General features: G+C 66.4%; 22 protein-coding genes. 13 read left to right on the top strand and 9 right to left on the bottom strand.

The features are described 5' to 3' along the window. Nucleotides 1-45 precede the first annotated feature (45 nt). Nucleotides 46-711: a c-type cytochrome gene (locus tag RZE77_RS05440; RefSeq protein ID WP_319441019.1), complete on the bottom strand. Its 666-nt coding sequence runs from the start codon at nucleotides 709-711 to the stop codon at nucleotides 46-48. 70 nt (nucleotides 712-781) lie between these two features. Here RZE77_RS05440 and yihA point away from each other — a divergent pair, with 70 nt between their 5' ends. After that, nucleotides 782-1,525, top strand: coding sequence for a ribosome biogenesis GTP-binding protein YihA/YsxC (yihA, locus tag RZE77_RS05435; protein WP_319441018.1), 744 nt, complete (start codon nucleotides 782-784; stop codon nucleotides 1,523-1,525). A gap of 77 nt (nucleotides 1,526-1,602) precedes the next feature. Continuing rightward, nucleotides 1,603-2,514 (top strand): alpha/beta fold hydrolase, encoded by a 912-nt coding sequence (locus tag RZE77_RS05430; protein ID WP_319441017.1) that lies wholly within the window; start codon nucleotides 1,603-1,605, stop codon nucleotides 2,512-2,514. A 20-nt stretch (nucleotides 2,515-2,534) separates the two neighbouring features. Here RZE77_RS05430 and RZE77_RS05425 read toward each other — a convergent pair whose 3' ends face one another. Both RZE77_RS05425 and RZE77_RS05420 read right to left on the bottom strand, forming a co-directional pair. Further along, complete coding sequence (locus tag RZE77_RS05425; protein ID WP_319430093.1) at nucleotides 2,535-3,419, bottom strand: LpxL/LpxP family acyltransferase; 885 nt, start codon at nucleotides 3,417-3,419, stop codon at nucleotides 2,535-2,537. Further along, nucleotides 3,416-4,312, bottom strand: coding sequence for a lysophospholipid acyltransferase family protein (locus RZE77_RS05420; RefSeq protein WP_319441016.1), 897 nt, complete (start codon nucleotides 4,310-4,312; stop codon nucleotides 3,416-3,418). The genes RZE77_RS05425 and RZE77_RS05420 overlap by 4 nt, the downstream gene beginning before the upstream one ends. Before the next feature lie 216 nt (nucleotides 4,313-4,528). Here RZE77_RS05420 and metK point away from each other — a divergent pair, with 216 nt between their 5' ends. The 6 genes from metK to RZE77_RS05390 all read left to right on the top strand — a co-directional run bounded on the left by metK (nucleotide 4,529) and on the right by RZE77_RS05390 (nucleotide 10,028). Then, nucleotides 4,529-5,710, top strand: coding sequence for a methionine adenosyltransferase (gene metK / locus RZE77_RS05415; RefSeq protein WP_124957455.1), 1,182 nt, complete (start codon nucleotides 4,529-4,531; stop codon nucleotides 5,708-5,710). A 149-nt stretch (nucleotides 5,711-5,859) separates the two neighbouring features. Continuing rightward, nucleotides 5,860-6,507, top strand: coding sequence for a helix-turn-helix domain-containing protein (locus RZE77_RS05410; RefSeq protein WP_319441015.1), 648 nt, complete (start codon nucleotides 5,860-5,862; stop codon nucleotides 6,505-6,507). 30 nt (nucleotides 6,508-6,537) lie between these two features. Further along, nucleotides 6,538-7,299, top strand: a complete 762-nt coding sequence (locus RZE77_RS05405; RefSeq protein WP_319441014.1) for an ABC transporter substrate-binding protein — start codon at nucleotides 6,538-6,540, stop codon at nucleotides 7,297-7,299. 36 nt (nucleotides 7,300-7,335) lie between these two features. After that, complete coding sequence (locus RZE77_RS05400) at nucleotides 7,336-7,986, top strand: amino acid ABC transporter permease (protein WP_319430085.1); 651 nt, start codon at nucleotides 7,336-7,338, stop codon at nucleotides 7,984-7,986. Further along, a complete protein-coding gene (locus RZE77_RS05395; protein ID WP_319441013.1) occupies nucleotides 7,983-8,714 on the top strand; it encodes an amino acid ABC transporter ATP-binding protein in 732 nt (243 codons plus the stop codon). Before RZE77_RS05400 ends, RZE77_RS05395 begins: the two co-directional genes overlap by 4 nt. A gap of 9 nt (nucleotides 8,715-8,723) precedes the next feature. Beyond that, nucleotides 8,724-10,028: an NAD(P)/FAD-dependent oxidoreductase gene (locus RZE77_RS05390; protein WP_319441012.1), complete on the top strand. Its 1,305-nt coding sequence runs from the start codon at nucleotides 8,724-8,726 to the stop codon at nucleotides 10,026-10,028. A gap of 3 nt (nucleotides 10,029-10,031) precedes the next feature. Here the strand turns inward: RZE77_RS05390 and RZE77_RS05385 are convergent, their stop codons facing one another. From RZE77_RS05385 to RZE77_RS05370, 4 genes are all read right to left on the bottom strand, one after another. Continuing rightward, entirely contained in the window at nucleotides 10,032-12,182 is a 2,151-nt protein-coding gene (locus RZE77_RS05385) for a TonB-dependent receptor (protein ID WP_319441011.1), read from the bottom strand. 63 nt (nucleotides 12,183-12,245) lie between these two features. Then, nucleotides 12,246-12,428 carry a hypothetical protein gene (locus RZE77_RS05380; protein ID WP_319441010.1) on the bottom strand — a complete coding sequence of 61 codons (183 nt, stop codon included), beginning with the start codon at nucleotides 12,426-12,428 and terminating at the stop codon, nucleotides 12,246-12,248. After that, complete coding sequence (locus RZE77_RS05375) at nucleotides 12,425-13,624, bottom strand: PepSY-associated TM helix domain-containing protein (RefSeq protein WP_319441009.1); 1,200 nt, start codon at nucleotides 13,622-13,624, stop codon at nucleotides 12,425-12,427. The genes RZE77_RS05380 and RZE77_RS05375 overlap by 4 nt, the downstream gene beginning before the upstream one ends. A gap of 30 nt (nucleotides 13,625-13,654) precedes the next feature. Then, nucleotides 13,655-15,757, bottom strand: a complete 2,103-nt coding sequence (locus tag RZE77_RS05370; RefSeq protein WP_319441008.1) for a TonB-dependent siderophore receptor — start codon at nucleotides 15,755-15,757, stop codon at nucleotides 13,655-13,657. A 183-nt stretch (nucleotides 15,758-15,940) separates the two neighbouring features. Here RZE77_RS05370 and RZE77_RS05365 point away from each other — a divergent pair, with 183 nt between their 5' ends. The 3 genes from RZE77_RS05365 to RZE77_RS05355 all read left to right on the top strand — a co-directional run bounded on the left by RZE77_RS05365 (nucleotide 15,941) and on the right by RZE77_RS05355 (nucleotide 20,463). Then, nucleotides 15,941-17,545 carry a phospholipase D family protein gene (locus RZE77_RS05365; protein ID WP_319441007.1) on the top strand — a complete coding sequence of 535 codons (1,605 nt, stop codon included), beginning with the start codon at nucleotides 15,941-15,943 and terminating at the stop codon, nucleotides 17,543-17,545. A 66-nt stretch (nucleotides 17,546-17,611) separates the two neighbouring features. After that, a complete protein-coding gene (locus RZE77_RS05360) occupies nucleotides 17,612-19,717 on the top strand; it encodes a TonB-dependent siderophore receptor (RefSeq protein WP_319441006.1) in 2,106 nt (701 codons plus the stop codon). Next, on the top strand, nucleotides 19,717-20,463 hold the full coding sequence (locus tag RZE77_RS05355; RefSeq protein ID WP_319441005.1) for a DUF4198 domain-containing protein: 747 nt from the start codon (nucleotides 19,717-19,719) through the stop codon (nucleotides 20,461-20,463). The genes RZE77_RS05360 and RZE77_RS05355 overlap by 1 nt, the downstream gene beginning before the upstream one ends. A 27-nt stretch (nucleotides 20,464-20,490) precedes the next feature. On the opposite strand, the gene RZE77_RS05350 is transcribed toward RZE77_RS05355, so the two are convergent. Both RZE77_RS05350 and RZE77_RS33340 read right to left on the bottom strand, forming a co-directional pair. Beyond that, entirely contained in the window at nucleotides 20,491-22,563 is a 2,073-nt protein-coding gene (locus RZE77_RS05350; protein WP_319441004.1) for a T6SS phospholipase effector Tle1-like catalytic domain-containing protein, read from the bottom strand. Continuing rightward, nucleotides 22,560-22,952: a DUF3304 domain-containing protein gene (locus tag RZE77_RS33340; protein ID WP_405547585.1), complete on the bottom strand. Its 393-nt coding sequence runs from the start codon at nucleotides 22,950-22,952 to the stop codon at nucleotides 22,560-22,562. Before RZE77_RS33340 ends, RZE77_RS05350 begins: the two co-directional genes overlap by 4 nt. A 704-nt stretch (nucleotides 22,953-23,656) precedes the next feature. Here RZE77_RS33340 and RZE77_RS05340 point away from each other — a divergent pair. Beyond that, the gene (locus RZE77_RS05340) at nucleotides 23,657-23,947 is read left to right on the top strand and encodes a co-chaperone GroES (protein ID WP_018907465.1); all 291 of its coding nucleotides are present in this window, start codon (nucleotides 23,657-23,659) and stop codon (nucleotides 23,945-23,947) included. A 30-nt stretch (nucleotides 23,948-23,977) separates the two neighbouring features. Further along, nucleotides 23,978-25,630: a chaperonin GroEL gene (gene groL / locus RZE77_RS05335; RefSeq protein ID WP_021005833.1), complete on the top strand. Its 1,653-nt coding sequence runs from the start codon at nucleotides 23,978-23,980 to the stop codon at nucleotides 25,628-25,630. Nucleotides 25,631-25,659 lie beyond the last annotated feature (29 nt).

Here is a 25,659-nt window from a genome sequence, read left to right as displayed (position 1 = left end):
TTTGGGTTTTTTATCGGCGGTTAGTTCACGCTGAAGCGCGTGGTGTCAGCGCAGGCCGGCGATGTAATCTGCAACAGCCTTGATTTCGCGGTCGTTGAGCTTTGCGGCCACGCCGGTCATCGGAGCGCTGTTCTGGCGCACGTTGTCCCGGAACGCAACAAGCTGTGCCACCGTGTAGTCGGCATGCTGGCCGCCCAGGCGCGGGTATTGCGCGGGCATGCCGGCGCCGTTGGGGCTGTGGCAGCCGGCGCAGGCCGCGATCTGGCGATCGGCAATGCCGCCGCGGTAGATCTTCTCGCCCAGCGCGACCAGGTCCTTCTCCTTGGAGAAGCCGGTCTTGACCTTCTTCGAGCCCACGAACCAGGCGATGTTGCGCATGTCCTCTTCGGACAGCTTGGCGGCCAGGGGCTGCATGATGGGGCTCTTGCGCTTGCCGGACTTGAAGTCCTGCAATTGCTTGAGGATGTACTCGGGGTGCTGCTGCGCCAGCTTGGGGTTGGCCGCAATGGCCGAATTGCCGTCTGCGTTGTGGCAGGAAGCACAGGCCTGGGCGGCGGAATTGAACACCGCGTCGCCCTTGGCGGGATCGGGCTTGGCCGGCTTGGCCGCGGCGGCTGCAGCCGGTGCGGCGGCAGGATCGTCAGCCGCAAGGCTCGCGCTGGCTGCGACGCCCATGAGGGCTGCAAGCAGAAAATTGGCAAACAACTTCATATCGGGGGCTCGATTTATTGGCGCAAAACCGCGCGATTCTACAATGGCAGCCCGTTCCGAAAGCTCATTGATGATCACCCCGTCGCGCAAGCACGCTGCTCCCCCTTCCCGCGCGACCCCTGCCGTCGACCCTCTTGTCGCCGAGCGCGAGCGCATCGCGCTCGGCTGGCTGCACACGGCGCACTTCCTCACCAGCGCCCCGCAGCTGGAGCATCTGCCCCCGCTCGACCTGCCCGAGATCGCCTTCGTCGGCCGCTCGAACGCGGGCAAATCGACCGCGATCAACACGCTCACGCAGCAGACGCGCCTGGCCTTCGCTTCCAAGACGCCAGGCCGCACGCAGCACATCAACCTGTTCGGCGTCGGCAAGCAGAAGGCCGACGACGCCGTGCTGGCCGACCTGCCGGGCTACGGCTATGCGGCGGTTCCCAAGGAAGCCAAGCTGCGCTGGCAGCGTGTCATGGGCAACTACCTGATGACGCGCGAGAACCTGCGCGGCGTGGTGCTGATGTGCGACCCGCGCCACGGCCTGACCGAGCTCGACGAGATCCTGCTCGACGTGATCCGCCCGCGCGTGGAGCAGGGGCTCAAGTTCCTCGTGCTCCTGACCAAGGCCGACAAGCTCACGCGCAGCGAGGGCGCCAAGGTGCTGTCCATTACGCGACTGCAGGCCGGTGGCGGCGAGGTCAAACTGTTCTCCGCCCTCAAGAAACAGGGCGTGGGCGAAGCCGCCGAGCTGCTGTGGCGCTGGGCGCATCCGCCCGGGCAGGCAGAGGCAGAAGCCGAGCCGCCCACGGAGCCGGAAGACGCCTAGGGGAACCGGTTCGCTGCCGTCCCCTCTGCGTGATGCACTATCAAAACAATAGCAACGAAAGTTGAAGGAGACAAGGCATGATCGAGACGTTCCAGCGCAGCCTGCCCAACGGAATCACGCTGAGCTGCCGCGCAACCGGCACGCCCGGGCGACCGCTGATGGTGTTCCTTCATGGTTTTCCCGAGGCCGCGTTCATCTGGGACGAGCTGCTCGAGCATTTCGCCCAGCCTGAACACGGCGGCTACCGCTGCATTGCGCCCAATCTGCGCGGCTTCGAGAAGTCGAGCGCACCCACCGAGGTGGCCGCATACAAGGCCCACCTGCTGATCCAGGACATCCAGCAACTGGCCGCCACCGAGAGCGCCGACGGCACCATCGCCGCGTTGGTCGCGCACGACTGGGGTGGCGCTTTCGGCTGGGGCTATGCCAATGCTTTTCCGCAGCAGGTCGGCCGGCTGGTCATCATCAATTCGCCGCACCCCGGCACCTTCACGCGCGAGCTGCGCCACAACCCGGCGCAGCAGCAGGCCAGCGCCTACATGAACTTTCTCGCGCGGCCCGATGCCGAAGCCCTGCTCTCGGCTGACGATTTCAAGCGCATGTGGCCCTTCTTCACCCTGATGAAGGCCGGGCCCGACGGCTTCGGCTGGCTGACCGAAGACGTGAAGCAGCAGTACCGCGAGGTGTGGAACGCGGGCCTCACGGGCGCCTGCAATCTCTATCGCGTCACGCCGATGAAGCCGCCGCTGCCGGGCCAGAGCATCGACGGCATTCCGGTGCTGCCGCGCGAGCGGCTCACCATCGACGTGCCGACCTTCGTCTTCTGGGCGCTCGACGACGCCGCGCTGCTGCCGGGCCTGCTCGAGGGCCTGGAGGACTACGTGCCGACGCTCGAGGTCAAGAAGGTGCCCGGCGCCACCCACTGGATCGTGCACGAGCAGCCGCAGCTGGTCGCGCGCGAGATCGAGGCCTTCCTGCAGCGGAGCTGAAGCCGCCGCAGCGGCCGCCATCAATAGATCGGCGGCGCGCCTTCGGGCCGCGTCTTGAAGCGGCGGTGCACCCAGTAGTACTGCGAAGGCATCGTGTCGATGTAGCCCTGCAGCCGCTGGTTCATGAGCGCCGTGTCGGCTTCGACATCGTCGGTCGGAAAGTTCTGCCAGGCCGGCCGCACTTCGATCTCGTAGCCTTCAGGCGTGAGCTTCGCGACCACCGGCACCACCTTCGCCTTGCCCAGCCGCGCAAAGCGCGAGAGCGAGGGCACCGTGGCCGCCTGCACGCCGTAGAACGGCACGAAGATCGTCTGGTCGCGGCCGAAGTCCATGTCGGGCAGCAGGTACAGGAGGCCGCCCTTGCGCAGGCCTCCGAGCACCGGCTTGATGCCGTCGACACGGTTCAGCGCCGCCACGTTGCCGAAACGCGTGCGGCCTTCGCGGATCCATTCGTCGACCATCGGATCGCGCTGGGTCGTGTAGATGGTGGCCGAGGGCCGGGCCGTGTGCATGGTCAGCGCAGTGGCTGCCGCGTCGAGGCCGTAGAAGTGCGGCGCGAACAGGATCATCGGCTCGTCGCCATCGGCAATCTCGCGGATCTCCCGCGCCGCGCCGACCACCTTGAGCCGGCTGGCCACCACCTTTTCAGGCGCATGCCAGAGCCAGCTGCGATCGAGCCACGACTGCGCCACGTACACGAAGGTCTCGCGCGCGATGCGGCGGCGTTCGGCTTCGGATTTTTCGGGGAAGCACACCGCCAGGTTGGTGTCGACCACGCGCCGCCGCGGCAAGGCGATGGTGTGCAGCACGCGGCCGAGCAACGCGCCGAAACCGCGCACCAGCGGCAGAGGCAGCGGCGCAATCACGCGCATGAAGGCGATGCCGAGCCGGGAACCGAGACTCATCGTGCCTGCTCCCCGGGCCGGGCCGCCACCGCGGTTTCGCCGCGCGGCTCCTTGTAGCGCGCGTAGTCCCACACGTACTGCCCCGGCAGGCTGTGGATCAGGCGCCCGATAGCGTCGTTCATGGCGGCAGCCGCGGCCTCGATGGGCGCGGCCGGATCGGTCAGCGGCGTGCCCACGATCGGCTCGAAGCGGATCACATAGCCCGCGCTGCGCGGCAGCCTTTCGCACACGCTCAGGAAGCAGGCGGCGCCGGTCTGCTGCGCGAGCCGCGGCAGCAGCGTCATGGTGTAGGCCGGCCGGCCGAGAAAGGGCGCCCACACGCCCTGCCCCAGCGGCGGCACCTGGTCGGGCAGGATGCCCGTGTAGCCGCCGCTGCGCAGCGTGCGGATGAGGCCGCGCACGCCGGTGTTGTTGGTGGGCAGCGTCTGCAGGCCGGGCCGGTCGCGCGAGCCCGCGGCGATCAGATCGGCCATCCATTTCTTGCGCGCGGGGCGGAACAGCGCGGTGATCGGCCCGAAGGTCTCGAGAAAGCGCTCGCCGATCGCCTGGCCGCACATTTCCCAGCTGCCCAGGTGGGGGGCCACGAGGATCACGCCCTTCTTCTCGCGCATGGCCGCCTCGAAGGCCTCCACGCCCTCCCAGCGCACCACGCGCCGCAGCACGCTCTCGCCCTGCGGACGCAGCCAGAGCCACGGCAGCTCGGCAGCCATCTGGCCGGCGGCCGCGATGGCGGGGCGGTACTGTTCGGGGGTGAATCCGGCACTCTCGGCATTGGCCTTGAAGCGGCGGCGGTAGTCCGGCGCGCAATACCAGACGATCCAGCCCAGCAGCGCGCCGAGCCGATGCATCACGGGCATCGGTACGCGGGCAAGCAGGCGGAACAGGGTGACCATCGGCAACAGGGAGTGAAAACCAGGACGCGCGCGCACGATTTGGCGCGGCTCGAATAGAATGTAAATTGTCGCCGAGTTACGGAACAACTTGCAGGGCGACAAACACAAGCGCAAAAGCGATTGTGCCCCGCCGATTCATCGGCATCTGCTAAAGCGTTCGCCAGGGCTCCGCAGAGTTGGCAACGCGCCAAATCACTTCAAGGAGCTTTGAACAAAATGGCGAACGACTTCCTCTTCACGTCCGAATCGGTTTCCGAAGGCCACCCCGACAAGGTCGCCGACCAGATCTCGGACGCCATCCTGGACGCGATCTTCGAGCAGGACCCGCGCAGCCGCGTGGCCGCCGAGACGCTGACCAACACCGGCCTCGTGGTGCTCGCCGGCGAAATCACGACCAACGCGCACGTCGACTACATCCAGGTGGCGCGCGACACCATCAAGCGCATCGGCTACGACAACACCGACTACGGCATCGACTACAAGGGCTGCGCCGTGATGGTCTGCTACGACAAGCAGTCCAACGACATCGCCCAGGGCGTGGACCACGCGAGCGACGACCACCTGAACACCGGCGCCGGCGACCAGGGCCTGATGTTCGGCTATGCCTGCGACGAGACGCCCGAGCTGATGCCCGCGCCCATCTACTACGCGCACCGCCTCGTCGAGCGCCAGGCCCAGCTGCGCAAGGACGGCCGCCTGCCCTTCCTGAGGCCCGACGCCAAGAGCCAGGTGACCATGCGCTACGTGGACGGCAAGCCCCACAGCATCGACACCGTGGTGCTCTCCACGCAGCACAGCCCCGACCAGAGCGAAACGCCCACCAAGATGAAGGCCTCGTTCAACGAAGCCATCATCGAGGAGATCATCAAGCCCGTGCTGCCGAAGGAATGGCTCAAGGACACGCGCTACCTGATCAACCCGACCGGGCGCTTCGTCATCGGCGGTCCGCAGGGCGACTGCGGCCTCACGGGCCGCAAGATCATCGTCGACACCTACGGCGGCGCATGCCCGCACGGCGGCGGCGCGTTCTCGGGCAAGGACCCGTCCAAGGTCGACCGCTCGGCCGCCTACGCCGCACGCTACGTGGCCAAGAACATCGTCGCCGCCGGCCTCGCGCGCCAGTGCCAGATCCAGGTGGCCTACGCCATCGGCGTGGCCCAGCCGATGAACATCACGGTCTACACCGAAGGCACCGGCGTGATCCCCGACGCCAAGATCGCCGAGCTCGTGCGCGAGTTCTTCGACCTGCGCCCCAAGGGCATCATCCAGATGCTCGACCTGCTGCGCCCGATCTACCAGAAGACCGCCGCCTACGGCCACTTCGGCCGCGAAGAGCCCGAATTCACTTGGGAAGCGACCACGCAGGCGGCTGCGCTGCGCGCTGCGGCCGGCCTGTAAGTCCCCGGGGCTTTCCGGCCCTTCTTCCACGCAAATGCCGGCCTCGCGCCGGCATTTGCGCTTCTGGAATACCCCGGCCGAATTTGCTGGCGGTGCGCGGCATTGTGTGTAAAACTTGAGCGTCTTGTGAAAATTTTACAAAGGCTCTGGTGTCGCAATTGCCGGTTCGTCCGCCTCCCGCCCCTGTACCGGCAACCGATGCCGGCCGGGCACAGCGCATCCATTCGGTCATCGACCTCTGGCTCGGGGAACAACTGCGCAGAAGGCGCCAGGCCCTCGGCCGCTCGCTGCAGCAGGTGGCGCAGGCCTGCGGCATTTCGGTCAGCCTGCTGAGCCAGCTCGAACGCGGGCACCGCTCGATCTCCATGCGCACGCTCGGCGCGCTGGCGCAGGAACTGCAGTTGCCCATCGAGACCCTGGTGCGCAACACGCAGTACAGCGAAGGCGAGGCCGAAGGCGCGGTGGCGCGCGCCGGCACGCACAAGCGCATCGACCTCGGCGACAAGGGCATCCACAAGGAAAACCTCACGCCGCCCGCCGCCGCGGGTGGCGTCGAGATGTACCGCGCGGTGATCGATCCGGGCGGCTCCACGGGCGACGACCTGTTCTTCACGCGCAAGGGCGAACAGGTGGGCTACGTCATCGAGGGACAGCTCGAACTCTTCGTGCGCGAGCGCCTGCTCAAGCTGAAGGCCGGCGACAGCTTTTGCTACGACGGGGGCATGCCGCGCCGCTGGCGCAATCCCGGCACCACACCCACCACCGTCCTTTGGGCGATCACCTGTTCACCCGCATAGGCCCCGATCTTTTTTGAAGAGGAACCCACCATGAAAATCGCTTCTTCCCTCGCAGCCTTCGTGCTGGCCACGTTCACCCTGGCCTTCGGCGGCCAGGCCTCGGCCCAGACCGTGCTCAAGGTCGGGTCCACGCCCACCGGCAACCCTTTCACCTTTCTCGACACCAAGACCAACACCATCGACGGCATCATGGCGGACATCGTCAAGGCCGTCGGCAAGACCTCGGGCTTCGAGGTGCAGATCGAGCCGATGCAGTTCTCGGCGCTGATCGGCTCGCTCACTTCCAAGCGCATCGACCTGATCTCGGCCGCGATGTTCATCACGCCGGTGCGCCAGGAGGTGGTGGACTTCTCGCAGCCGATCTACAGCTACGGCGAAGGCATCGTGGTGCCCGTGAAAGACACCACCGCCTACCGCAGCTTCGCCGAGTTCAAGGGCAAGCGCATGGGCGTGCAGGTGGGCACCGCCTTCGTCGAGCCGCTGCAGAAACTCGGCATCTTCAGCGAGGTCAAGCTCTACGACACCACCGCCGACCTGATGCGCGACGCCAATGCCGGGCGCATCGACGCGGGCGTGCTCGACTACCCCATCGCCGCCTACGCGATCTCCAAGAACGTGTTCCCGAACCTGCGCCTGGTGACGACCTACCAGCCGACGATGGTCAACAGCATCGGTATCGCCACGCGCAAGGGCGACACCGAAACCATGGGCAAGGTGAATGCGGCGCTCACCAAGCTCAAGGCCGACGGCAGCATCGACGCGATCCTCAAGAAGTGGGGCCTCAACAGCTGAGCGGCACTTTCTGCCTGCCCCTGACAGACCCCGCTCATGAGCACCTTCCTGCACAACGTCTGGGAGTTCCTGCCGATCCTGCTCCAGGGCGCCAAGCTCACGGTGCTGGTGACGCTGGGCTCGCTGGTGATCTCCACGCTGCTCGGCCTGGTCTGGGCCGCGATGCGGGTTTCGGGCATTCCGCTGCTCGCCAAGATCAGCGCGGGCGTGATCAACCTGCTGCGCGGCATCCCGATCATCGTGCTGCTGTTCTTCATCTACTTCGTGATGCCCGACTTCGGCGTTTCGCTGAGCGCGCTGCAGGCGGGCATCCTGGGCCTGGGCATCGCCTACTCGGCCTACCAGTCGGAGAACTTCCGCGCCGGCATCGAGGCCGTGGACCACGGCCAGGTGGAGGCGGCGCAGGCCATGGGCATGAGCTGGCGGCTCACGATGCGGCGCGTGGTGCTGCCGCAGGCCTTTCGCATCACGCTGCCCTCCTACGGCAACATCATGATCATGATGCTCAAGGACTCGTCGCAGGCCTCGACCATCACCGTGGCCGAGCTCGCGCTGCAGGGCAAGCTGATCGCCACCTCGACCTTCCAGAACGCCACCGTGTTCTCGCTGGTGGCGCTGCTCTACCTCATCATGTGCGTGCCGCTCATCCTGCTGGTGCGCCACTTCGAGAAGCGGAGCAGGAAATGATCGAGATCCGCGGGCTGCAGAAGTCCTTCGGCAGCCACCATGTGCTCAAGGGCATCGACGCCTCGATCTCGCAGGGCGAAGTCGTCTGCATCGTCGGGCCTTCGGGTTCGGGCAAGTCGACCATCCTGCGCTGCATCAACGGGCTCGAGAGCTATTCGGGCGGCAGCGTCGACATCGACGGCCGGCGCGTGGACAACCGCCATGCATCGATCAAGGCGATCCGCGCCGAAGTGGCCATGGTGTTCCAGCGCTTCAACCTGTTCCCGCACCGCACGGTGCTCGAGAACGTGATCGAGGGGCCCGTCTACGTGAAGGGCGAAGACCGCACCGCCGCCATCGTGCATGCGAAGGAACTGCTCGCGAGCGTCGGCCTGGCCGACAAGGCCGAGGCGCATCCGCCCGAACTCTCGGGCGGGCAGCAGCAGCGCGTGGCCATTGCGCGCGCGCTGGCCATGCGGCCCAAGGCCATCCTGTTCGACGAGCCCACCTCGGCCCTCGACCCCGAACTCGTCGGCGACGTGCTGCAGGTGATGCGCAAGCTCGCCGGCACCGGCATGACGATGGTGGTGGTCACGCACGAGATGCAGTTCGCGCGCGAAGTGGCCGACCGCGTGATCTTCATCGACGGCGGCGTGATCGTCGAACAGGGCCCCGCCGCCGGCTTGCTCAACAACCCGCAGAACCCGCGCACGCAGGACTTCCTGCGCCGCGTGCTCCATCCGCTCTGAAGGGCTTTCATGCCGAACGCGCCGCAGGATTTCTTTCCGCTCGCCCCGTCGCTCTGGGCCGCCACCGCGGTGCCCGCGCCGGCAACCGCGCCGCTGGACACCGACACGCAGGCCGACGTGATCGTTGTCGGCGCCGGCTACTGCGGCCTCAGCACGGCGCTGCACCTGGCCGAGCGCGGCGTGCGCGTGGTGGTGCTCGAAGCAAAGGAGATCGGCTTCGGCGGCTCGGGCCGCAACGGCGGCCAGGTCATCCCGGGCCTCAAGCACGACCCGGGCGAACTGCTGCGCATGTTCGGCCCCGAAGAAGGCCAGCGCCTGGTCGACTTTGCCAAGGGCACGGCCGACGCGGTGTTCGACCTGATCGACAAGCGCGGCATGGACGTGCCCCGCACGCGCCAGGGCTGGATCCAGGGCGCGCACACGCCGGCCGCCTTGCAGCTGGCCGAGCGCCGCACGCGCGACTGGCAGGCGCAGGGCGTGGCCGCGCGCCAGCTCGAACGCAGCGAGATCGCGCGCCTGCTGGGCACCGACAAGTACTTCGGCGGCTGGCTCGATCCGCGTGGCGGCGGCGTGCAGCCGCTGAGCTACGCGCGCGAGCTGGCGCGCGCGGCCCAGTCGGCCGGCGTGGTCATCCACACCGGCACGCCCGTGACGCAGCTCACCCAGGCCCATGGCAAATGGCAGGCCGCCACCGCGCGCGGCCCACGCGTGACGGCCGAGCGCGTGGTGATGTGCACCAACGGCTACACCGACGGCCTGTGGCCCGGCCTGCGCAAGACCATCATCAACGCGAACTCGTTCCAGGTCGCGACCGAGCCGCTGCCCGAGGCAATACGCAAGACCGTGCTGCCCGAAGGCCACGTCTCTTCCGATGCGCGCAACCTGCTGCTGTACTATCGCCTGGACCACGCCGGCCGCTTGCTGATGGGCGGACGCGGCACCTTCCGCGAGCCCGACGCCGGCCAGCCTGGCGACTGGTCGCACCTGGAGCACGTGGTTGCCAAGCTGTTCCCGCAGGCGGCGGGCGTGCCCATTGCCTACCGCTGGTGCGGCCATGTCGCGATCACGCGCGACTACCTGCCGCACCTGCACGAGCCCGCACCGGGCCTGCTGATCGACATCGGCTGCCAAGGCCGCGGCGTCGGCCTGCAGACGCGCATGGGCCAGGCGCTGGCGCAATACGTCGCCACGGGCGACAGGAAGGCGCTGCCGGTGCAGCCATCGGACATGCGGCCGTTCCCGCTCTATGGCCTGCGCCGGCTCTATGTGTCGGCCGTGATCGGCTGGTACCGCATGACGGACGGCGGCGTCTGAGCCTCAGAAGCGGTAGGCGCCGCTCAGCCCCACCGTCCAGTTGCGGCCCGGCGCGGGCTCGTAGTAGCGCGCATTGCCCTCGTTGACGATCAGCGAGCCCACGTAGCGGCGGTCGAACAGGTTGTCGACGCGCGCGAAGGCGTTGAACTCCCAGCGCTCCCATTTCTTCAGGTAGCCGGCGTACAGCGCCGCGACGGCATAGCCCGGCGCGCTGGCGGTGTTGAGATCGTTGGCCTGCATGCGTCCGAGCGCACGCATTTCGACGCCGGCCCGCCAGCCTTCGGGCGGCACCCAGCCCAGCGAAGCGAAGAGCGACTGCCGCGCGATGCCCGGAATGCGGTTGCCTGCCGCCACCGTGTTGGATGCCGCGCAGGGCGAGGGCGAGCAGAAGGCATCGCGGTAGCGCGCGTCGAGCCAGGTGTAGGCCAGCTGGGTGCGCCAGTGGTTGGCTGTCTCGTGCTGCCAGGCCAGCTCGAAGCCGTTGCGCCGGGTTCGCCCCGCGTTCTGGAAAGTGGCGCGGCCGCCGGTGTTGGTGTCGGTCACGATCTCGTCGCGCGTGCGGGTCTGGAACACTGCCGCCGTCAGCAGGCCTGCGCCCAGCCGCGCCTTCGCACCCAGTTCGACGCTGTCGTTGACCGAGGGCCGCAGCGCGAAGTTGAGCCCGCTGGCACCACCCGCGCGGTACGACAACTCGTTGAGCGTCGGCGTCTCGAAGCCCCGGCCGATCGAGCCATACAGCGCGAGATCGGGCGTGGCCTGGTAGCGCAGCGAGGCCACGGGCAGCGTCTTGCTGTAGCGCGTGCTGCCGCTGTCGTCGCGATTGGGGCCCACGATGTAGCGGTCCTGCGAATCGAAGTGCACGCTGCTGCGGCGCACGCCGGCCTCGAGCGTCCATTGCTCCGCGAGGCGCCAGGTGGCCTGCGCATAGGGGTCGAGATTCCAGACCTCGTTGCGCTCGCTGCGCCGCAGGCGGCCTTGCACGCCCAGCACGGGCGCGGCCACGCGGCCGAGGTAGTTCTCGTAGCCGCGGCGCTGTTCGCGCAGGCTGTCGTAGCCCAGGCCCGCCACCAGTTCGAGCGGCCGGTCGGCCAGTTGCAGTGCGGCGGTCCAGCGCAGGTCGACCCCGCCGTACTGGCGCGTGAGATCGATCACGCCGCCCGCATGCAGCGGATTCTGCTGCGCCGACGGCGGGATCGACTGGTACTGCACGGTCTTGCGCTCGCCGCCGTAGACCATGAGCCGCAGCGACTGCGCGGCATCGATGCGCCGTTCATACAGCAGGCCGGCCTGCGTCTGCTCCACGGTCTTGCGGGTGTCGAACTGCGTGGCGAGTGGTGCGCTGCGCGGCGCCAGCGCGTACTGCCCGGCCGTGAGCCCCAGCGGATCCTGGGCGCTGATGCGCACGCTGTTGAGCACCAGCGTGAGCTTGTCGCCGTTGTCCAGCGCGATTCCGAGCTTGCCGTTGGCGATGTCGCGCCGCGCCGCACTGTGCTCGCGCCAGCCGTCGGTCTGGAAGCGGCTCGCGTTCAGCAGGTAGTCGACCGCGCCCTGCGACCCGCTCGCCTGGAGCGACTGGCGCCAGGTGCCGAAGCTCCCACCGGCCGCCGAGTACGAAAGCCGCGGCGCCCCTTCGCCCGATGCGGTGAAGGCCTGCAGCACGCCGCCCGAGGAGTTGCCGTAGAGCGCCGAGAACGGCCCGCGCAATATCTCGATGCGGTCGAGCGAGCCGATGTCGATGTTGGAGGTCTGGCCCTGGCCGTCGGGCAGCGTGGCAGGAATGCCGTCGACATACAGCCGCACGCCGCGCACGCCGAAGGTGGAACGCGCGCCGAAGCCGCGGATCGACAGCTGCAGGTCTTGCGCGTAATTCATGCGGTTCTGCACCTGCAGGCCCGGAACGCCGCCCAGGCTTTCGGAAAGATTGACCTGCAGCCGGCTGTCGCGCATCTCGGCACCATCGACGCGATCGACCGAGCCCGGCACGTTGAACGAAGCGACCTCGCCGCGCGGCGTGGAGACGGTGACTGCGGGCAGGCTGCCGCGGTCGGCCTGCGGCTGCATTTCCAGCTGCTGCTGCGCCTGGGCGGCGAGCGGAACTCCCAGCAGGAGCAGGCGGACAGCGGCAGTGGCGGTGGCGGAAAGTGCAGGCTTCATTGCGCCGATTCTGCTTCGGCGCGCGCCCCTGCCCGTACTAGCAGGAACCCGATCGGACCGGATTCAGCTTCTTCTGCGCCAGCCGTACCAACCGCACACGGCAACGGGAATGCCCAGCGCGAACCAGGCCAGCATGTCTCCCAGGCCGCCGTCGCTGAACAGCGCCGAGATCAACCCGACGGTGGTCAGCACGCCGAGCACGATCGGCCAGCCCCACATGTGCCAGAAGCTGTGGCGCTGCTTCATGCCTGCACCTTCATGGCAGGCGCCGGATCAGGCTGCTGCCCGCCATGCTGCTGCGGCCTGTGCCCGGAGCCTGCCGGCACCGGTGCGGCCGGGGCAGGCACGGTGTTGCCGCGCTTGAGCCACAGGTAGAGCCCGCTGCCCAGCACGATGATGGTCGCGATGTCGAGCAGCGCCCAGATGATCTGCATCGGCATGCCGCCGTAGTCGCCGAAGTGCAGCGGCTGCGACACCAGCAGCGCCGTCAGGTACCAGGGCATCTTCGGCGCGGCGGTCACCTGGGCCGTCTTGGCGTCGACCAGCACCGGCTGCAGCAGCTTCGAGGTGAAGGGCTCGTTGCCGCGCATGAAGAAGGTGGTGTGGTGCGGGCTGGAGAACGCCGTGCCCGGGAACGCGACGAAGGACAGCTTCATGTCGGGCGTCTGCTGGAGCGCGACCTCCATCGAGCGCTGCACCGATGCGCGCTGGGCCACGGGCACCGTCGGCTCGTTCTTGTAGGGCGCAAGAAGCGCGCTGAGCTGGTCGTACTGCCAGTACTTGATGACCAGGTCGGCCCAGGTGTTGATCATGCCGGTGGAGCCCACCACGAACAGCCACACCAGCGTGACGATGCCCAGCAGGTTGTGCAGGTCGAGCCACTTCAGGCGCGGGCGCTTCTCGCGCCGCACGGTGCCGAAGTCGAGCTTGCGCATGAACGGCGCGTAGAGCACCACGCCGGAGACGATGGCCACCAGCAGCAGCAAGCCCATGAAGCCCAGGAACAGCTTGCCCGCGAGTCCGGCGAACAGATCGACGTGCAGCTTGAACATCACGTACATGAAGCCTTCGTCGAGCTTGGGCTGCGCAAGCACGGCGCCGGTGCGCGCGTCCACCGCCACCGACTTGAAGTCGTCCGTGGGGGCAGGCGTGGGCGTGAGCGTGACGAACCAGAGGCCGTCGTCGTCCTCCGGCTGCGAAACGAACTGCACCACGCGGTCAGGGTGCTTCGCACGCGCGGTTTCGAGCACGCGGTCCAGGCTCACGCGCGGCGTGTTCGCGGGCATCTTGGGCGACTCGACCTCGGTGCCCAGCAGGTGGCCGATCTCGTGATGGAAGATCAGCGGCAGGCCCGTGATGCACAGGAGCAGCATGAACACGGTACATACCAGGCTGCTCCACTTGTGCACCCAGGCCCAGGTCTTGATCTTTCGGCTGTTCATGTCGTTGCTGCCCTTGTCGAAAGGAAAATATCAGAAGCGATAGGTCGCGCTGGCCACGACATTGCGGCGCGAGCCGTACCAGCAGTCGCCGCGCGACAGGCAGGTGCTGAAATACGCCTTGTCCGTCACGTTGTTGATGTTGAGCGCATAGCGCCACTGCGCAGTGTCGTAGGCAAACACGAGGTCGGCCAGCGCAATGCCCGGCACGCGCGGTCCCACGCCGAATTGCAGGTCGCGGAACGAACTCATCACGCGCACGCCCGCGCCGGCCGAGAAGCCGCTGACGCCGCCGATCGAAAAGCGGTACTTGGCCCAGATGCTCGCCTGGTGCTTGGGAAGGCCTTCAATCTTCTCATCCGCGTCGGTGTAGTTGTAGTGTGCGATCAAGTCGAGGTTCGAGCCGATCGAGCCCTTGGCTTCGAGCTCCAGGCCGCGGGTCTTGGTGTTGCCGACTTGCGTGTACACACCATTCTCCGGTGAGGTGATTTGGTTCTTCTCGCGCAAGTCGTAGACCGCCGCGCTGAAGGCCAGAGCGCGCTCCTTCGGCTCGTACTTGACGCCGGCCTCCCATTGCTCGCCGCGCAGGGGTTTGAAGATCTGGCCGCGGATCGGCGTCTGCGGCGTGAACGATTCGCTGTAGCTCAGGTACGGCGACCAGCCCGAGGGCATGGCGTACATCAGGCCGAAGCGCTTGGTGGTTGCGCTGCTCTTCTGCTCGTCGCTGCCTGCCGCGCTGGACGCCGCCCTGTCATGCCGCAGGCCCGCCACGAAGATCCAGTTGTCGAGCTTGATCTGGTCCTGCAGATAGACGCCGGTCTGGCGCTGGCGGGTGCGCGGCAGCGGCGCGCGCTCGGGCAGGTCGACATGGCCGTACACGGGCGCGTAGACGTCGATGGTGTCGAAGGTCGTCGCGCCCCACACGTTCTCGCGCTGCCTGGAGAAATCCGCGCCGACCAGCAGCGTGTGCTTCACCGCGCCGGTCTGGAAATGGCCCTCGACATGGTTGTCGAGCGTCTGCGTGCGGTTGCGCGTCAGGTAGCTGTCGTAGTAGCGGCCGAGCACACGCTTGAAGATCGGATCGGTGGCATCCCAGCTTTCGGCTCCGCTGAAGGCGGCGCCATAGTGGTAGCGGTTGTCGTTCTCGTTTTTCGCGTAGCGGAAGTTCTGCCGCACGCGCCAGTTCTCGTTGAACTTGTGCTCGAACTGCCAGCCGAAGGTCTTGCGTTCGCTGTTGTAGTAGTCGAAGCCCGGCTCGCCGATGAAGCGGCTCACGGGAATGCGTCCGTTCGGGTTCGGCAGCAGGGTGCCCTCCCATGGAAGGAACTGCGAGCTGCTGCCGCTCTTGTCCTTTTGCCACAGCCCCTGCAAGGTGAGCGAGGTTGCCGCGTTGGGCCGCCAGGTCAGCGAAGGCGCAATGACGCTGCGGTCGTCGGGCACGTGGTCGACCTGCGAGTCCGACTTGCGCTGCAACGCGATCAGCCGGTACGACAGGCTGCCATCGGCATTCAGCGGACCGGTCAGGTCGGCCTGGATCTGCTTGCGGCCGAAGCTGCCGAACTGCACGCCCACTTCGCGCTGGGTTTCCTGCAGCGGACGCTTGCTGACCATGTTGACCACGCCCGCCGCGGTGCCCGCGCCGAACAGCATGCCCGCCGGGCCGCGCAGCACTTCGAGACGCTCCAGCGTGTAGGGCTCGGTGCGCGTGGTGCTGGTGTAGTAGCCATAGGACTGGCGCAGGCCGTCCAGGTAGACGTCGGGCGTGGCGCCCCGGATGCGCACGGAGTCGGTCCGCGAATCCTGGCCATAGGCATCGGAGCGCACGCCGGCCGCATAGTTGAGCGCGTCCTGAAGATTGCCCGCGCCCTGGTCCACCATCTGGTCGCGCGTGACCACCGTCACCGACTGGGGCGTTTCGGCCAGCGGCGTGTCGGTCTTGGTGGCGGTTGCGGCGTTCCTGGCGCGGTAGCCGATCACCGGCGACGTCGCGGTTTCGGCCTCGGCGCTTGCATCGACCTTCACTTCCGGCAAGGCGCCGGGCGCCGCGGTCTGGGCCAGAACCTGGTGATGCACGTAAATCGCCATGCAGCCTGCCAGCACCGATGCGACTTTGCGCCCCGCCATCAACCTCTTCATTCCTGCTCCACTCCGTAAGATTATTAAGAACGATTCGCATTCTAATAGTTATAAAGTCTCATTTGTTCCGATTTCCCCGCGTCGGCAAGGGGACGTTCGGGCAGCGCTTGCGCCGGCGGCGCAGCGTGGCACAGGGCAAAGCGGCTACGATCCCGGCCGCACGCCGTGTGCGTCCCCAGGCCCATGCCCGACAAGCTCATCGCCTCTTTGTTTCCCGCGCCGCGCGGCCTGGCGCTCTGGCTGGTGGCCGCTGGCATCGCCTGGGTGCTCGCCGGCTGCGCCGGCCTTCCTCCGCGCACGCCCGAGGCGCCGACGCTGTCGATGGCCGCCTCCACTTCCACCACGCTCGGCCGCGCAGCGGCCAGCCTGAACGCCGCGCACGACGGGCTGTCGAGCATCCAGCCGCTGGTGGAGGCGTCCTTTGCGCTCGATGCGCGCTTCGAACTGATGCGGCGGGCACAAGCCTCCCTGGACGTGCAGACCTACCAGCTCGGCAACGACAAGACCGGCCGCCTGCTGCTGCGCGAACTGCGCGATGCCGCGCGGCGCGGCGTGCGGGTGCGCCTGCTGCTCGACGACTTCCACACGACCGGCATGGACCGCCTGCTGCTCGGCCTGGCCGCGGAACCCAACGCCGAGGTCCGGCTGTTCAATCCCTTCGTGAACGCCCGCGACCACTCGGCCACGCGCTGGCTCGAGTTCTTCGGCGATTTCCGCCGGCTCAACCATCGCATGCACAACAAGCTTTTCGTGGCCGACGGCGCCATGGCCATCGCGGGCGGCCGCAACCTGGCCGACGAATATTTCCTGCGCAGCGAGGATGCCAACTTCATCGACTTCGAACTGATCATGGCCGGCCCCGTCGTCCCCGAGGCCGCCCGCATCTTCGACACCTACTGGAACAGCGACGTCGTCTACCCGCTCCAGCGGATCGCCGGCGCCAGCGGCACTCCGGAGGCGCTGAAGTCAGAGTTCGAAGCCGCCACCTCGCCGGCCCATGCCCCGCCGCCCGACGCTCTGCTCGGCACCGACCTGATGGGCGATCCGCCGCTCGGCGCCCAGCTGGCCGACATCGGCCGCATGAAGTGGATGCGCGCCGACGCCCATGCCGCGGCCGACAGCCCCAACAAGGCGCTGGGCACCCTCGCGTCGCCGGCCGAATCGCTGGCTGCGCGCTTTCATGAAATGACCGCCACGGCGCGTTCGGACGTCGTGGTGATCTCGCCCTACTTCATTCCCGGCGACGAAGGCATGGCCCGCATCCGGGAGGGCCGGGAGCGCGGCGTGCGCATCAGCGTCATCACCAATTCGCTGGCCGACAGCGACGAGCCGCTGGTCAACATCAACTACAACCGCTACCGCGTCGACATGCTGAAGCTGGGCGTGAACCTGTACGAGGTCAGCACCCGGCAGCTCAGGCGCAACCGCCAGTTCCGCAACCTGCTCAAGAAGGCGCGCGGCCGCCTGCATGCCAAGCTCGCGCTGGTCGACCGCGAATGGGTGCTGCTGGGCTCGATGAACCTCGACCCGCGCTCGGCACGGCTGAACACCGAGTTCGGCGTCCGCGTGCGAAGCTTCGAGCTGACCCAGGCCTTGCTCTATGCCTACCAGCTGGACGACATCGAGGGCGTCTACCGCGTCGTGCTGATGCCCGACGGCGAGAACGTGCAATGGATAGGCACCGGGGACGTGGACAACGAGGTGCTGGACAGCGAGCCCGATTCGAGCCTGCTCACGCGGCTGCAGCTGCTGCTGTTCTCATGGTTCGTGCCGACCGACCAGCTGTAGCGTACGTCTACAATAGGTAATGAGAGTTATTCTCATTAACTGTAAATAAAACGTCTACAAATTGCAATGAGATCCCGCATCCGGTCGTCCCGCATCGCTTTTGCCTTGCTCCCCCTCGCTTCCATTTCCCCGCTCTCCATGGCACAAGGCACCGGCACCGGACAGCCGGACCCTGCGAGCACGTCGCTGCCCGAAGTGCATGTTGTCGCCGAGCCCGAATCCGGCGGCTACAACCCCACGAGCAGCAGCGGCGCCACGCGCACCAGCACGCCGCTGCGGGAGGTGCCGCAGTCGGTGCGCATCGTCTCCAGCCAGCTGATCGAGGACATGGGTGCAACGCGCCTGGCCGACACGGTGGGTTTTGTGAGCGGGATCACGCGTCTCAACGACTTCGGCGGCACCTGGGACAACTTCGGCATCCGCGGGTTCAGCAGTACCGACATGGGATTCCTGGTCAACGGTTTCCCCGGCTCGCGCGGCTACAACCCGCCGCGCGACACCGCCACGGTCGAGCGCTTCGAATTCCTCAAGGGCCCGGCTTCGGCCGTCTACGGCAGCAGCGAGCCGGGCGGCACCATCAACATCGTCACCAAGAAGCCGGAGTTCACGCGCCGCAACACGGCCGACTTCAGCATCGGCAGCCAGGGCCTGCGCCGCAGCACGCTGGACAGCACCGGCGCGCTGAGCCAGAACGTGGCCTACCGGCTGAACCTGGCGGTGGAAGAAGGCGACAGCCGAAGCGACCTGCTGAGCAACCGGCGCACCCTGGTCGCGCCCGCGCTGACCTGGGTCATCGACGACAAGACAGTGCTCAACTACGAGTCCGAGTTCCTGCGTTCGAAAACGCCGCTGGACCGCGGGCTGATCAACGTTCGCGGCCTGCTCGGAACCCTGCCGCGCGACCGCGTGCTCAACGAGCCCGGCGACGGCAACATGACGCTCACCAGCAACACGCACCAGCTCACGCTGGACCGCCAGCTGTCGGAAAACTGGCGCGCGCGCGTCGGTGCGAGCTACAAGGAAAGCACCTTCTCCGGCAACTACACCGAAGCGACTTCCCTCGCCAGCGACAACCGGACGCTCAACCGCCGCGCCACCTGGCGCCAGCTGCCGTCGCGCGACACTTCCTTCCAGGCGGAGCTGGAAGGCAAGTTCACGACCGGCGCCCTGGCCCACACGCTGCTGGTCGGCGTGGAAGCGTCCAGGCTATGGATGAACACCGAAATCCTCCGCTCGGGCAACTATCCGATCGATATCTACCAGCCTGTCTATGGCAGGGCCCAGCCGCCGCTCACCTCGCTCACCTCCAGCTCGGACGAGCACCAGCGCGCGAGCGCCGTTTTCCTGCAAGACCAGATCAGCCTTTCGCCGCAGTGGAAGCTGCTGGTGGGCGCCCGCTACGACCACTTCAGGCAAAGCATCGAAGACCGCGTGAACCGCAACAGCGCCCAGAAGCACGATGCTGTTTCGCCGCGCGCCGGCCTCACCTACCTGCCGAACGGCTGGAGCTCCTGGTACGTCTCCGCGGGCAAGTCGTTTCGAGGTAACAGCGGCACCGACAAGAACGGCCAGGCCTTCGATCCGCAGCGTTCCACCGCGCTGGAGGCCGGCGTGAAGCTGCAGACGCTCGACCAGCGACTGGGCGCCAACCTGGCCGTGTTCGACATCAAGAAGACGAACGTGCTGACGGCAAGCGACACGCCCGGCTTCTCCGTCGCGGCCGGCGAGGTCAAGAGCAGCGGTTTCGAGGCGGACGTCTACGGCCAGATCGACAAGAACTGGCGGGTGAGCGGAAATTTCGCCTACCTCGACGCCCGCATCTCGAAGGACGCGACGCTGGCACCCGGCACGCGCATCGTGAACATCCCGAAGACGAGCGCCGGCCTGTTCGCCATCCGCGAAGATGCGCTGCCCGACGGCAGCCGCTATGGTGTGGGTGCCGGCATCAACTACGTGGGCAACCGTTCGGGCAACAGCGCCGACACCTACTCGCTGCCGGCCTACACCACCGTCAAGCTGGTGAGCTTCTGGCAGATCAACAAGACCGCCCGCGTGTCGATCGACGTGCACAACCTCTTCAACCGGAACTTCTACACCGCCTCGTGGGGCAACCTGTATGTGATTCCGGGCGCCAAGCGCAGCGTCGTGGCCAGCCTGAAGCTGGACCTCTGATGAACAAACTGCACCGAATCGCCGCCCTGGCCACGCTCGCAGCGGCGGCCGTACTTTCTTCCGCGGGCGCGCAGGCGCACGGCATCTGGTTCGCCCAGCGCTCGGGCGATCTCGCCCTGATCTATGGCGAAGGCGCCGACGACCTGGACATGGTCAAGCGGCAGCCGCTGATCACCGCGGTCAGCGCCTACGACGCGTTCGGCAAACCCGTGCCGACTGCCCTGGAGGTGAACGGACGCCTGCTGCTCGTGGACACCAGGGAGAAACCCGCCATCGTCGCGGCGGTGCTCGACAACGGCATCTGGAGCAAGACGCCGGAAGGCAAATGGCTCAAGAAGGGCAAGAACGAAGTCCCCGGCGCGCTCACGAGCGGCCACAACTTCAAATATGCGGTGCACCTGCGCAGCCCGCTGCGCAGTGCCTTGCCGCCGCTGCCCGGGCACACGCTGCAGATCGTCCCGGTCGATTCCACCCTGCCCGAGAAGCTCGGCCAAGACCTGCGCCTGCGCGTGCTCTACCAGGGCAAGCCCGTGGCGGGCGCCCTGGTGCTGGGTGATTTCGTCAACGATCCCGACGCCCCGCCCGTGGCAAGCGGCGCCGACGGCAGCGTGGTCATCAAGGTGCGCAACCAAGGCCTGAACGTCGTCACCGCCCTGTTGGCCGCACCGCCGGAAGACCCTCTCAAGACCGACAAGGTGGAGCACCTGGCATCGCTGTCCTTCGTGCTGGCGCACGCGCCGGAATAGGCGGGTAGCTCTTGCTCGCCTCCGCGGCTACCAAGGATTCGGATTGGCGCGCCTGTAGTTCTCCGACTCCATCCGCCACTGGGCGGTCTTCGTACGCAGTGCCTGGGCGGCGGCGATCTTCCTTTCGTTCGCCCTGATGACGATCCCGCGCAGGAAATCGTCGCCCCTGTTCCCCGCGTAGATGCGCCGGAACTTCGCCAGGCCAAAGCCGTTGGCCTCGAACTCGGGCATGCCGAAGCCGATGAACCCGGCCATCGAGTCGTGCACGAAACCCGAGAAGAACGCCGACACGTCCGCGGGCAGCGCCTTCGGCTTCAAGCTTTCGAGCAGCAGCACCGGCTCGCGCTCGATGTCGGTGTCGTGCACTTCGGCCTGCTGGTTGTCGGCCAGCCATTTGCGCCACCTGGCCAGGTACTCGGGCGCCCTCTTGGCAAGCGCGGCGGCCCTACCCTGCAGTTCGCCTTCCTTGAGCCGGTCCATGCGCGAATCGGCCTTGCCCCCGAGTTCGGCGAGGGTCGCCACCGGGCTCAGCAACTGAACGCCCAGGTCGAAGGCGAGCGGCTGCTTCAGCCGGTCGTCCTTGCTCCAGCTCCAGCGGCTGTTGCCGCTTTCGATGCGGCGGTCGATTTCGGCCAGCACCGCCGCAATCACATGGATCAGCGCGCGCTGCGTGGCCTGCAGCCACTGGAGCTCGCCGTCGTAGTTCTTGCCCTTGTTGGGATGCCGGCTCGCGCGCGCCCATTCCGGCGAGGCTTGCAATCCACTGTCCAGCAACTGCCAGCGGTAGGTGAAGTAGTGGCCCATGTGCTGGCGGTGCATCTCTTCCACGGGCCCGGGCGTGATGCCCGCGGCCCTGTAGTAGGCGTGGAAGGCTTCGACTGTGTCGGGATGGGGCACCAATGCATCTGCCACCGGTTCCCGCAGTTTTTCCAGCGGCGTGAAAGGCACGCCCGCAATCATGGCCGCGCAGTACATCTCGAAGCCCGGGATGCGCGCCAGCTGCCGGTCGTCCTGCTTGCGCACCAGTTGCCAATCGTCCTGTTTCCAGTCGTTCTTGCCCAGGCACATCGGCATGTAGCCGCCACCCACGTCGGAGTGCGAGCCGGGGTACACATACTCCCGCACGTTGGGCGGGTACTTGCCGTCGATGCGCACTGAGTCGAGCGGAAAGCAGGCGCGCACCTCGTGGCCCGCCACCAGGTGCAGGCACTGCTCCACGGCCGGTTGCACCTGCATGTTGTTCCAGGCCCAGCTCTGGCGCCCCTCGAACACGCTGTACAACCCGGCCGCACCGACCGAGGCCACGGTGTCGAAGAGGCCCAGGAACTGCACGCGCAGCGGGATGCCGGCAAAGAGGTAGCCGCCGTCCTTGTGTTCGCAGATCTCGTAGAGCCAGTTGACGAAAGCGCGCGCCTCGGCGGCGCCGCGAGAAAACCCGAAGACGCTGAGATTGATCTGGGTGATCTCGGGCTTGCGGTTGACCAGCTGGGACTTGAGCTTGGTCTGCCAGGTGTCCTTGAGCGTCTTGCGCCGTTCCGGGCCGAAGGAGGTGACGCCGCTCAGGTCGCGGGCCAGCTTGGCCGCCGTCTTGTTGTCGAAGATGTTGGACTTGTAGGCATACCAACTGACGGCATTGAACATCCGCGTCAGCCCCCAGATGATCCGCGGTTCGCCGTACCACGCACTGGTGGAGCCCAGCGTCTGCGAGATCTGGCCACCGAAACCCTTGCCGTCGTCGCCGATTTCTTCGAAGGGCGTGCCCACGCCGGGTATGTAGTAGCGGAAGTAGCCTGTGGTGCCGGACGTGTATCCGCCCTTATCTTGGCCTGGAAACGCGTGATACAGCCGCACCACATTGCTGTGCTTTTGTTCGCGCGGAGGACGCTCTGGCTTCTTGAAATCCGCATCCTCGTTGTTGCCGGTGCCATCGAAGAACATGCCCACGAAGATGACGCCGGTGCAGCTGGGCTTCGAACTCACAGGGTTGGCGGCGCAGACCGCCTTGTCGCGCTGCATCAGTTCGCGTGGCGTCAACGGGCGCTCGCGGCTTCGGGTCAAGCCGAGGGCGGGGTTCAAAGCCGCATCGATGCTGTCGGTCATTCAGGAAGCCTCCCTTCCTTCTCGTATTCCAGCAGTTGCTTGCTGGTTTCCCAGGGCAGCTTGTCCTCTTCGCTCATGGGATAGCGAGGATGCTCGATGCCATAGTTGGAGACCACGACCTTGACCTTGTGATCTGGATAGAAATGCGCCTGAATATCTCCCGTGCGCTTGGAATATTCAGGGATTTCAACTTCCGCTTCCTGAGGCGGTGGCGGTCTGGGACCACCTTGCGTGGTGTCGTAGCTCCACTGCACTTTGACCTTCATGCCGGGGCGCCAACGCGCCGGAACTCTTCCGCAGCATGACGATCCTCCGCCTCCAGATCTCGGCGTCAGGTTCGGCCCCCCTGCACCATCAACCGTAAAGCTCGCGATGCCCCAGTCGCTCATGTGGTTGTAGCCCATGACTGACGCTGGGACCATCTCATCGCCGCAACCGACCAGCAGCAGCGCGCATGCGCCTGCAGCCAGCCAACCCAGCTTCTGCCTCCAGGCAAGGCGGAAGGTCGATCTAGCGATCTCTATGAATTTTCTGAGCAAGGTGTTCCCCATCACGATGGTGGCGGGCTTGCCCAGCAGGGCCTTCGCGTCGATGGCGTTGTTGCTGCCCAGCAGGTCCAGGTCGAAAGCGTGGGCCTGACTAAGCGCCTCGCGCCCGACCAAGCGGTGGAATTGCAGTGCTTCGCCCAGCGGCGTCTGGATGGTGACGCGGCGCTTCATGGCTGCCGCAGGCGTGCAGGCACGCCGTGTAGATTGAACATGGGACTCCCTGAATGCGTCCTGCCGCTCCGGATACGGGCTGGCTTTTGTGCAGGGATTATGTAAGTCGATGTTCCTGCGGCGGAAGCACCCGAAAGTAGCAATTGCGAGCCGCACACCCGCCGTTCACGTGAAAAAATGCACGTCCAGGGGCGGCGGCTGACGCCCGCTTCTCCCGCATCCACCCCGCCCCCGGCCCTTGAAAGTCCGCCGATTGCCCTTATGATTAGCACTCGCTGCTGACGAGTGCTAACAAGCCTCGCTTCCAGTCGATGGGCCGCCGGCCTTTCCCGCCGGCGCCCGACCACAACCCCGTTTCTTATCCAGGAGATGCAATGAAACTTCGTCCTTTGGCCGATCGCGTGATCGTCAAGCGTGTTGACAGCGAAACCAAGACCGCCTCCGGCATCGTCATCCCCGACGCAGCCGCCGAAAAGCCCGATCAGGGTGAAGTCCTGGCCGTGGGCCCGGGCAAGCGTACCGACAAGGGCGACCTGACCGCACTGACCGTCAAGGTCGGCGACCGCGTCCTGTTCGGCAAGTACAGCGGCCAGACCGTCAAGGTCGATGGCGACGAACTGCTGGTCATGAAGGAAGACGACCTGTTCGCGGTCGTCGAGAAGTAATCCATCCATCCCCATTCGGAGTAATAAAACATGGCAGCAAAAGACGTAGTCTTCGGCGGTGAAGCCCGCGCACGCATGGTCGAGGGTGTCAACATCCTCGCCAACGCAGTCAAGGTGACCCTGGGCCCCAAGGGCCGCAACGTGGTGCTCGAGCGCTCGTTCGGCGCCCCCACCGTCACCAAGGACGGTGTGTCGGTCGCCAAGGAAATCGAACTCAAGGACAAGCTCCAGAACATGGGCGCCCAGCTCGTGAAGGAAGTGGCTTCCAAGACCAGCGACAACGCCGGTGACGGCACCACCACCGCGACCGTGCTGGCCCAGGCCATCGTTCGCGAAGGTTTCAAGCTGGTGGCTGCCGGCATGAACCCGATGGACCTGAAGCGCGGCATCGACAAGGCTGTCACGGCCCTGGTCGCCGAGCTGAAGAAGGCTTCCAAGCCCACCACCACGTCGAAGGAAATCGCGCAAGTCGGCTCGATCTCGGCCAACAGCGACGAAACCATCGGCAAGCTCATCGCTGACGCGATGGACAAGGTCGGCAAGGAAGGCGTGATCACCGTGGAAGACGGCAAGTCGCTGGACAGCGAACTCGACGTCGTCGAAGGCATGCAGTTCGACCGCGGCTACCTGTCGCCCTACTTCATCAACAACCCCGAGAAGCAATCGGCGCTGTTGGACAACCCCTTCGTGCTGCTGTTCGACAAGAAGATCAGCAACATCCGCGACCTGCTCCCCACGCTGGAACAAGTCGCCAAGGCTGGCCGTCCGCTCCTGATCATTGCCGAAGAAGTCGAAGGCGAAGCCTTGGCTACGCTGGTGGTGAACACGATCCGCGGCATCCTGAAGGTCGTGGCTGTGAAGGCACCTGGCTTCGGCGACCGCCGCAAGGCCATGCTCGAAGACATCGCCATCCTGACGGGCGGCAAGGTCATCGCTGAAGAAGTGGGCCTGACGCTCGAAAAGGTGACGCTGGCCGACCTGGGCCAGGCCAAGCGCATCGAAGTGGGCAAGGAAAACACCATCATCATCGACGGTTCGGGCGCTGCGGCCGACATCGAAGCCCGCGTGAAGCAAGTGCGCGTGCAGATCGAAGAAGCCACGAGCGACTACGACCGTGAAAAGCTGCAAGAGCGCGTGGCCAAGCTGGCCGGCGGTGTGGCAGTGATCAAGGTTGGCGCTGCCACCGAAGTCGAGATGAAGGAAAAGAAGGCTCGCGTGGAAGATGCATTGCATGCCACCCGCGCTGCAGTGGAAGAAGGCGTTGTGGCTGGCGGCGGCGTGGCTCTGCTGCGTGCCAAGCAAGCCGTGGGCGACTCGATCAAGGGCGACAACGCCGACCAGGACGCCGGCATCAAGCTGGTGCTCAAGGCCATCGAAGCACCCCTGCGCGAAATCGTGAATAACGCCGGCGGCGAAGCCTCGGTGGTGGTGAACGCTGTGTTGGCCGGCAAGGGCAACTACGGCTTCAACGCTGCGAACGACACGTACGGCGACATGCTCGAGCTGGGCATCCTGGACCCGACGAAGGTCACCCGCACCGCGCTGCAGAACGCCGCCTCGGTGTCCTCGCTGCTGCTGACGACCGAAGCCATGGTCGCCGACGCACCGAAGGATGAGGCCGGTGCCGGCGGCGGCATGCCCGACATGGGCGGCATGGGTGGTATGGGCGGCATGGGGATGTAATTTCGCTCGCCCCCAGGCTGCGCGGCACT

The sequence above is a fragment of the Variovorax sp. SPNA7 genome, from assembly GCF_033807855.1.
Taxonomy (GTDB): Bacteria; Pseudomonadota; Gammaproteobacteria; order Burkholderiales; family Burkholderiaceae_C; genus Variovorax; species Variovorax beijingensis.
The sequence above is the reverse complement of the archived record's forward strand: the minus strand, read 5'-3'. Positions and strand labels throughout refer to the sequence as shown.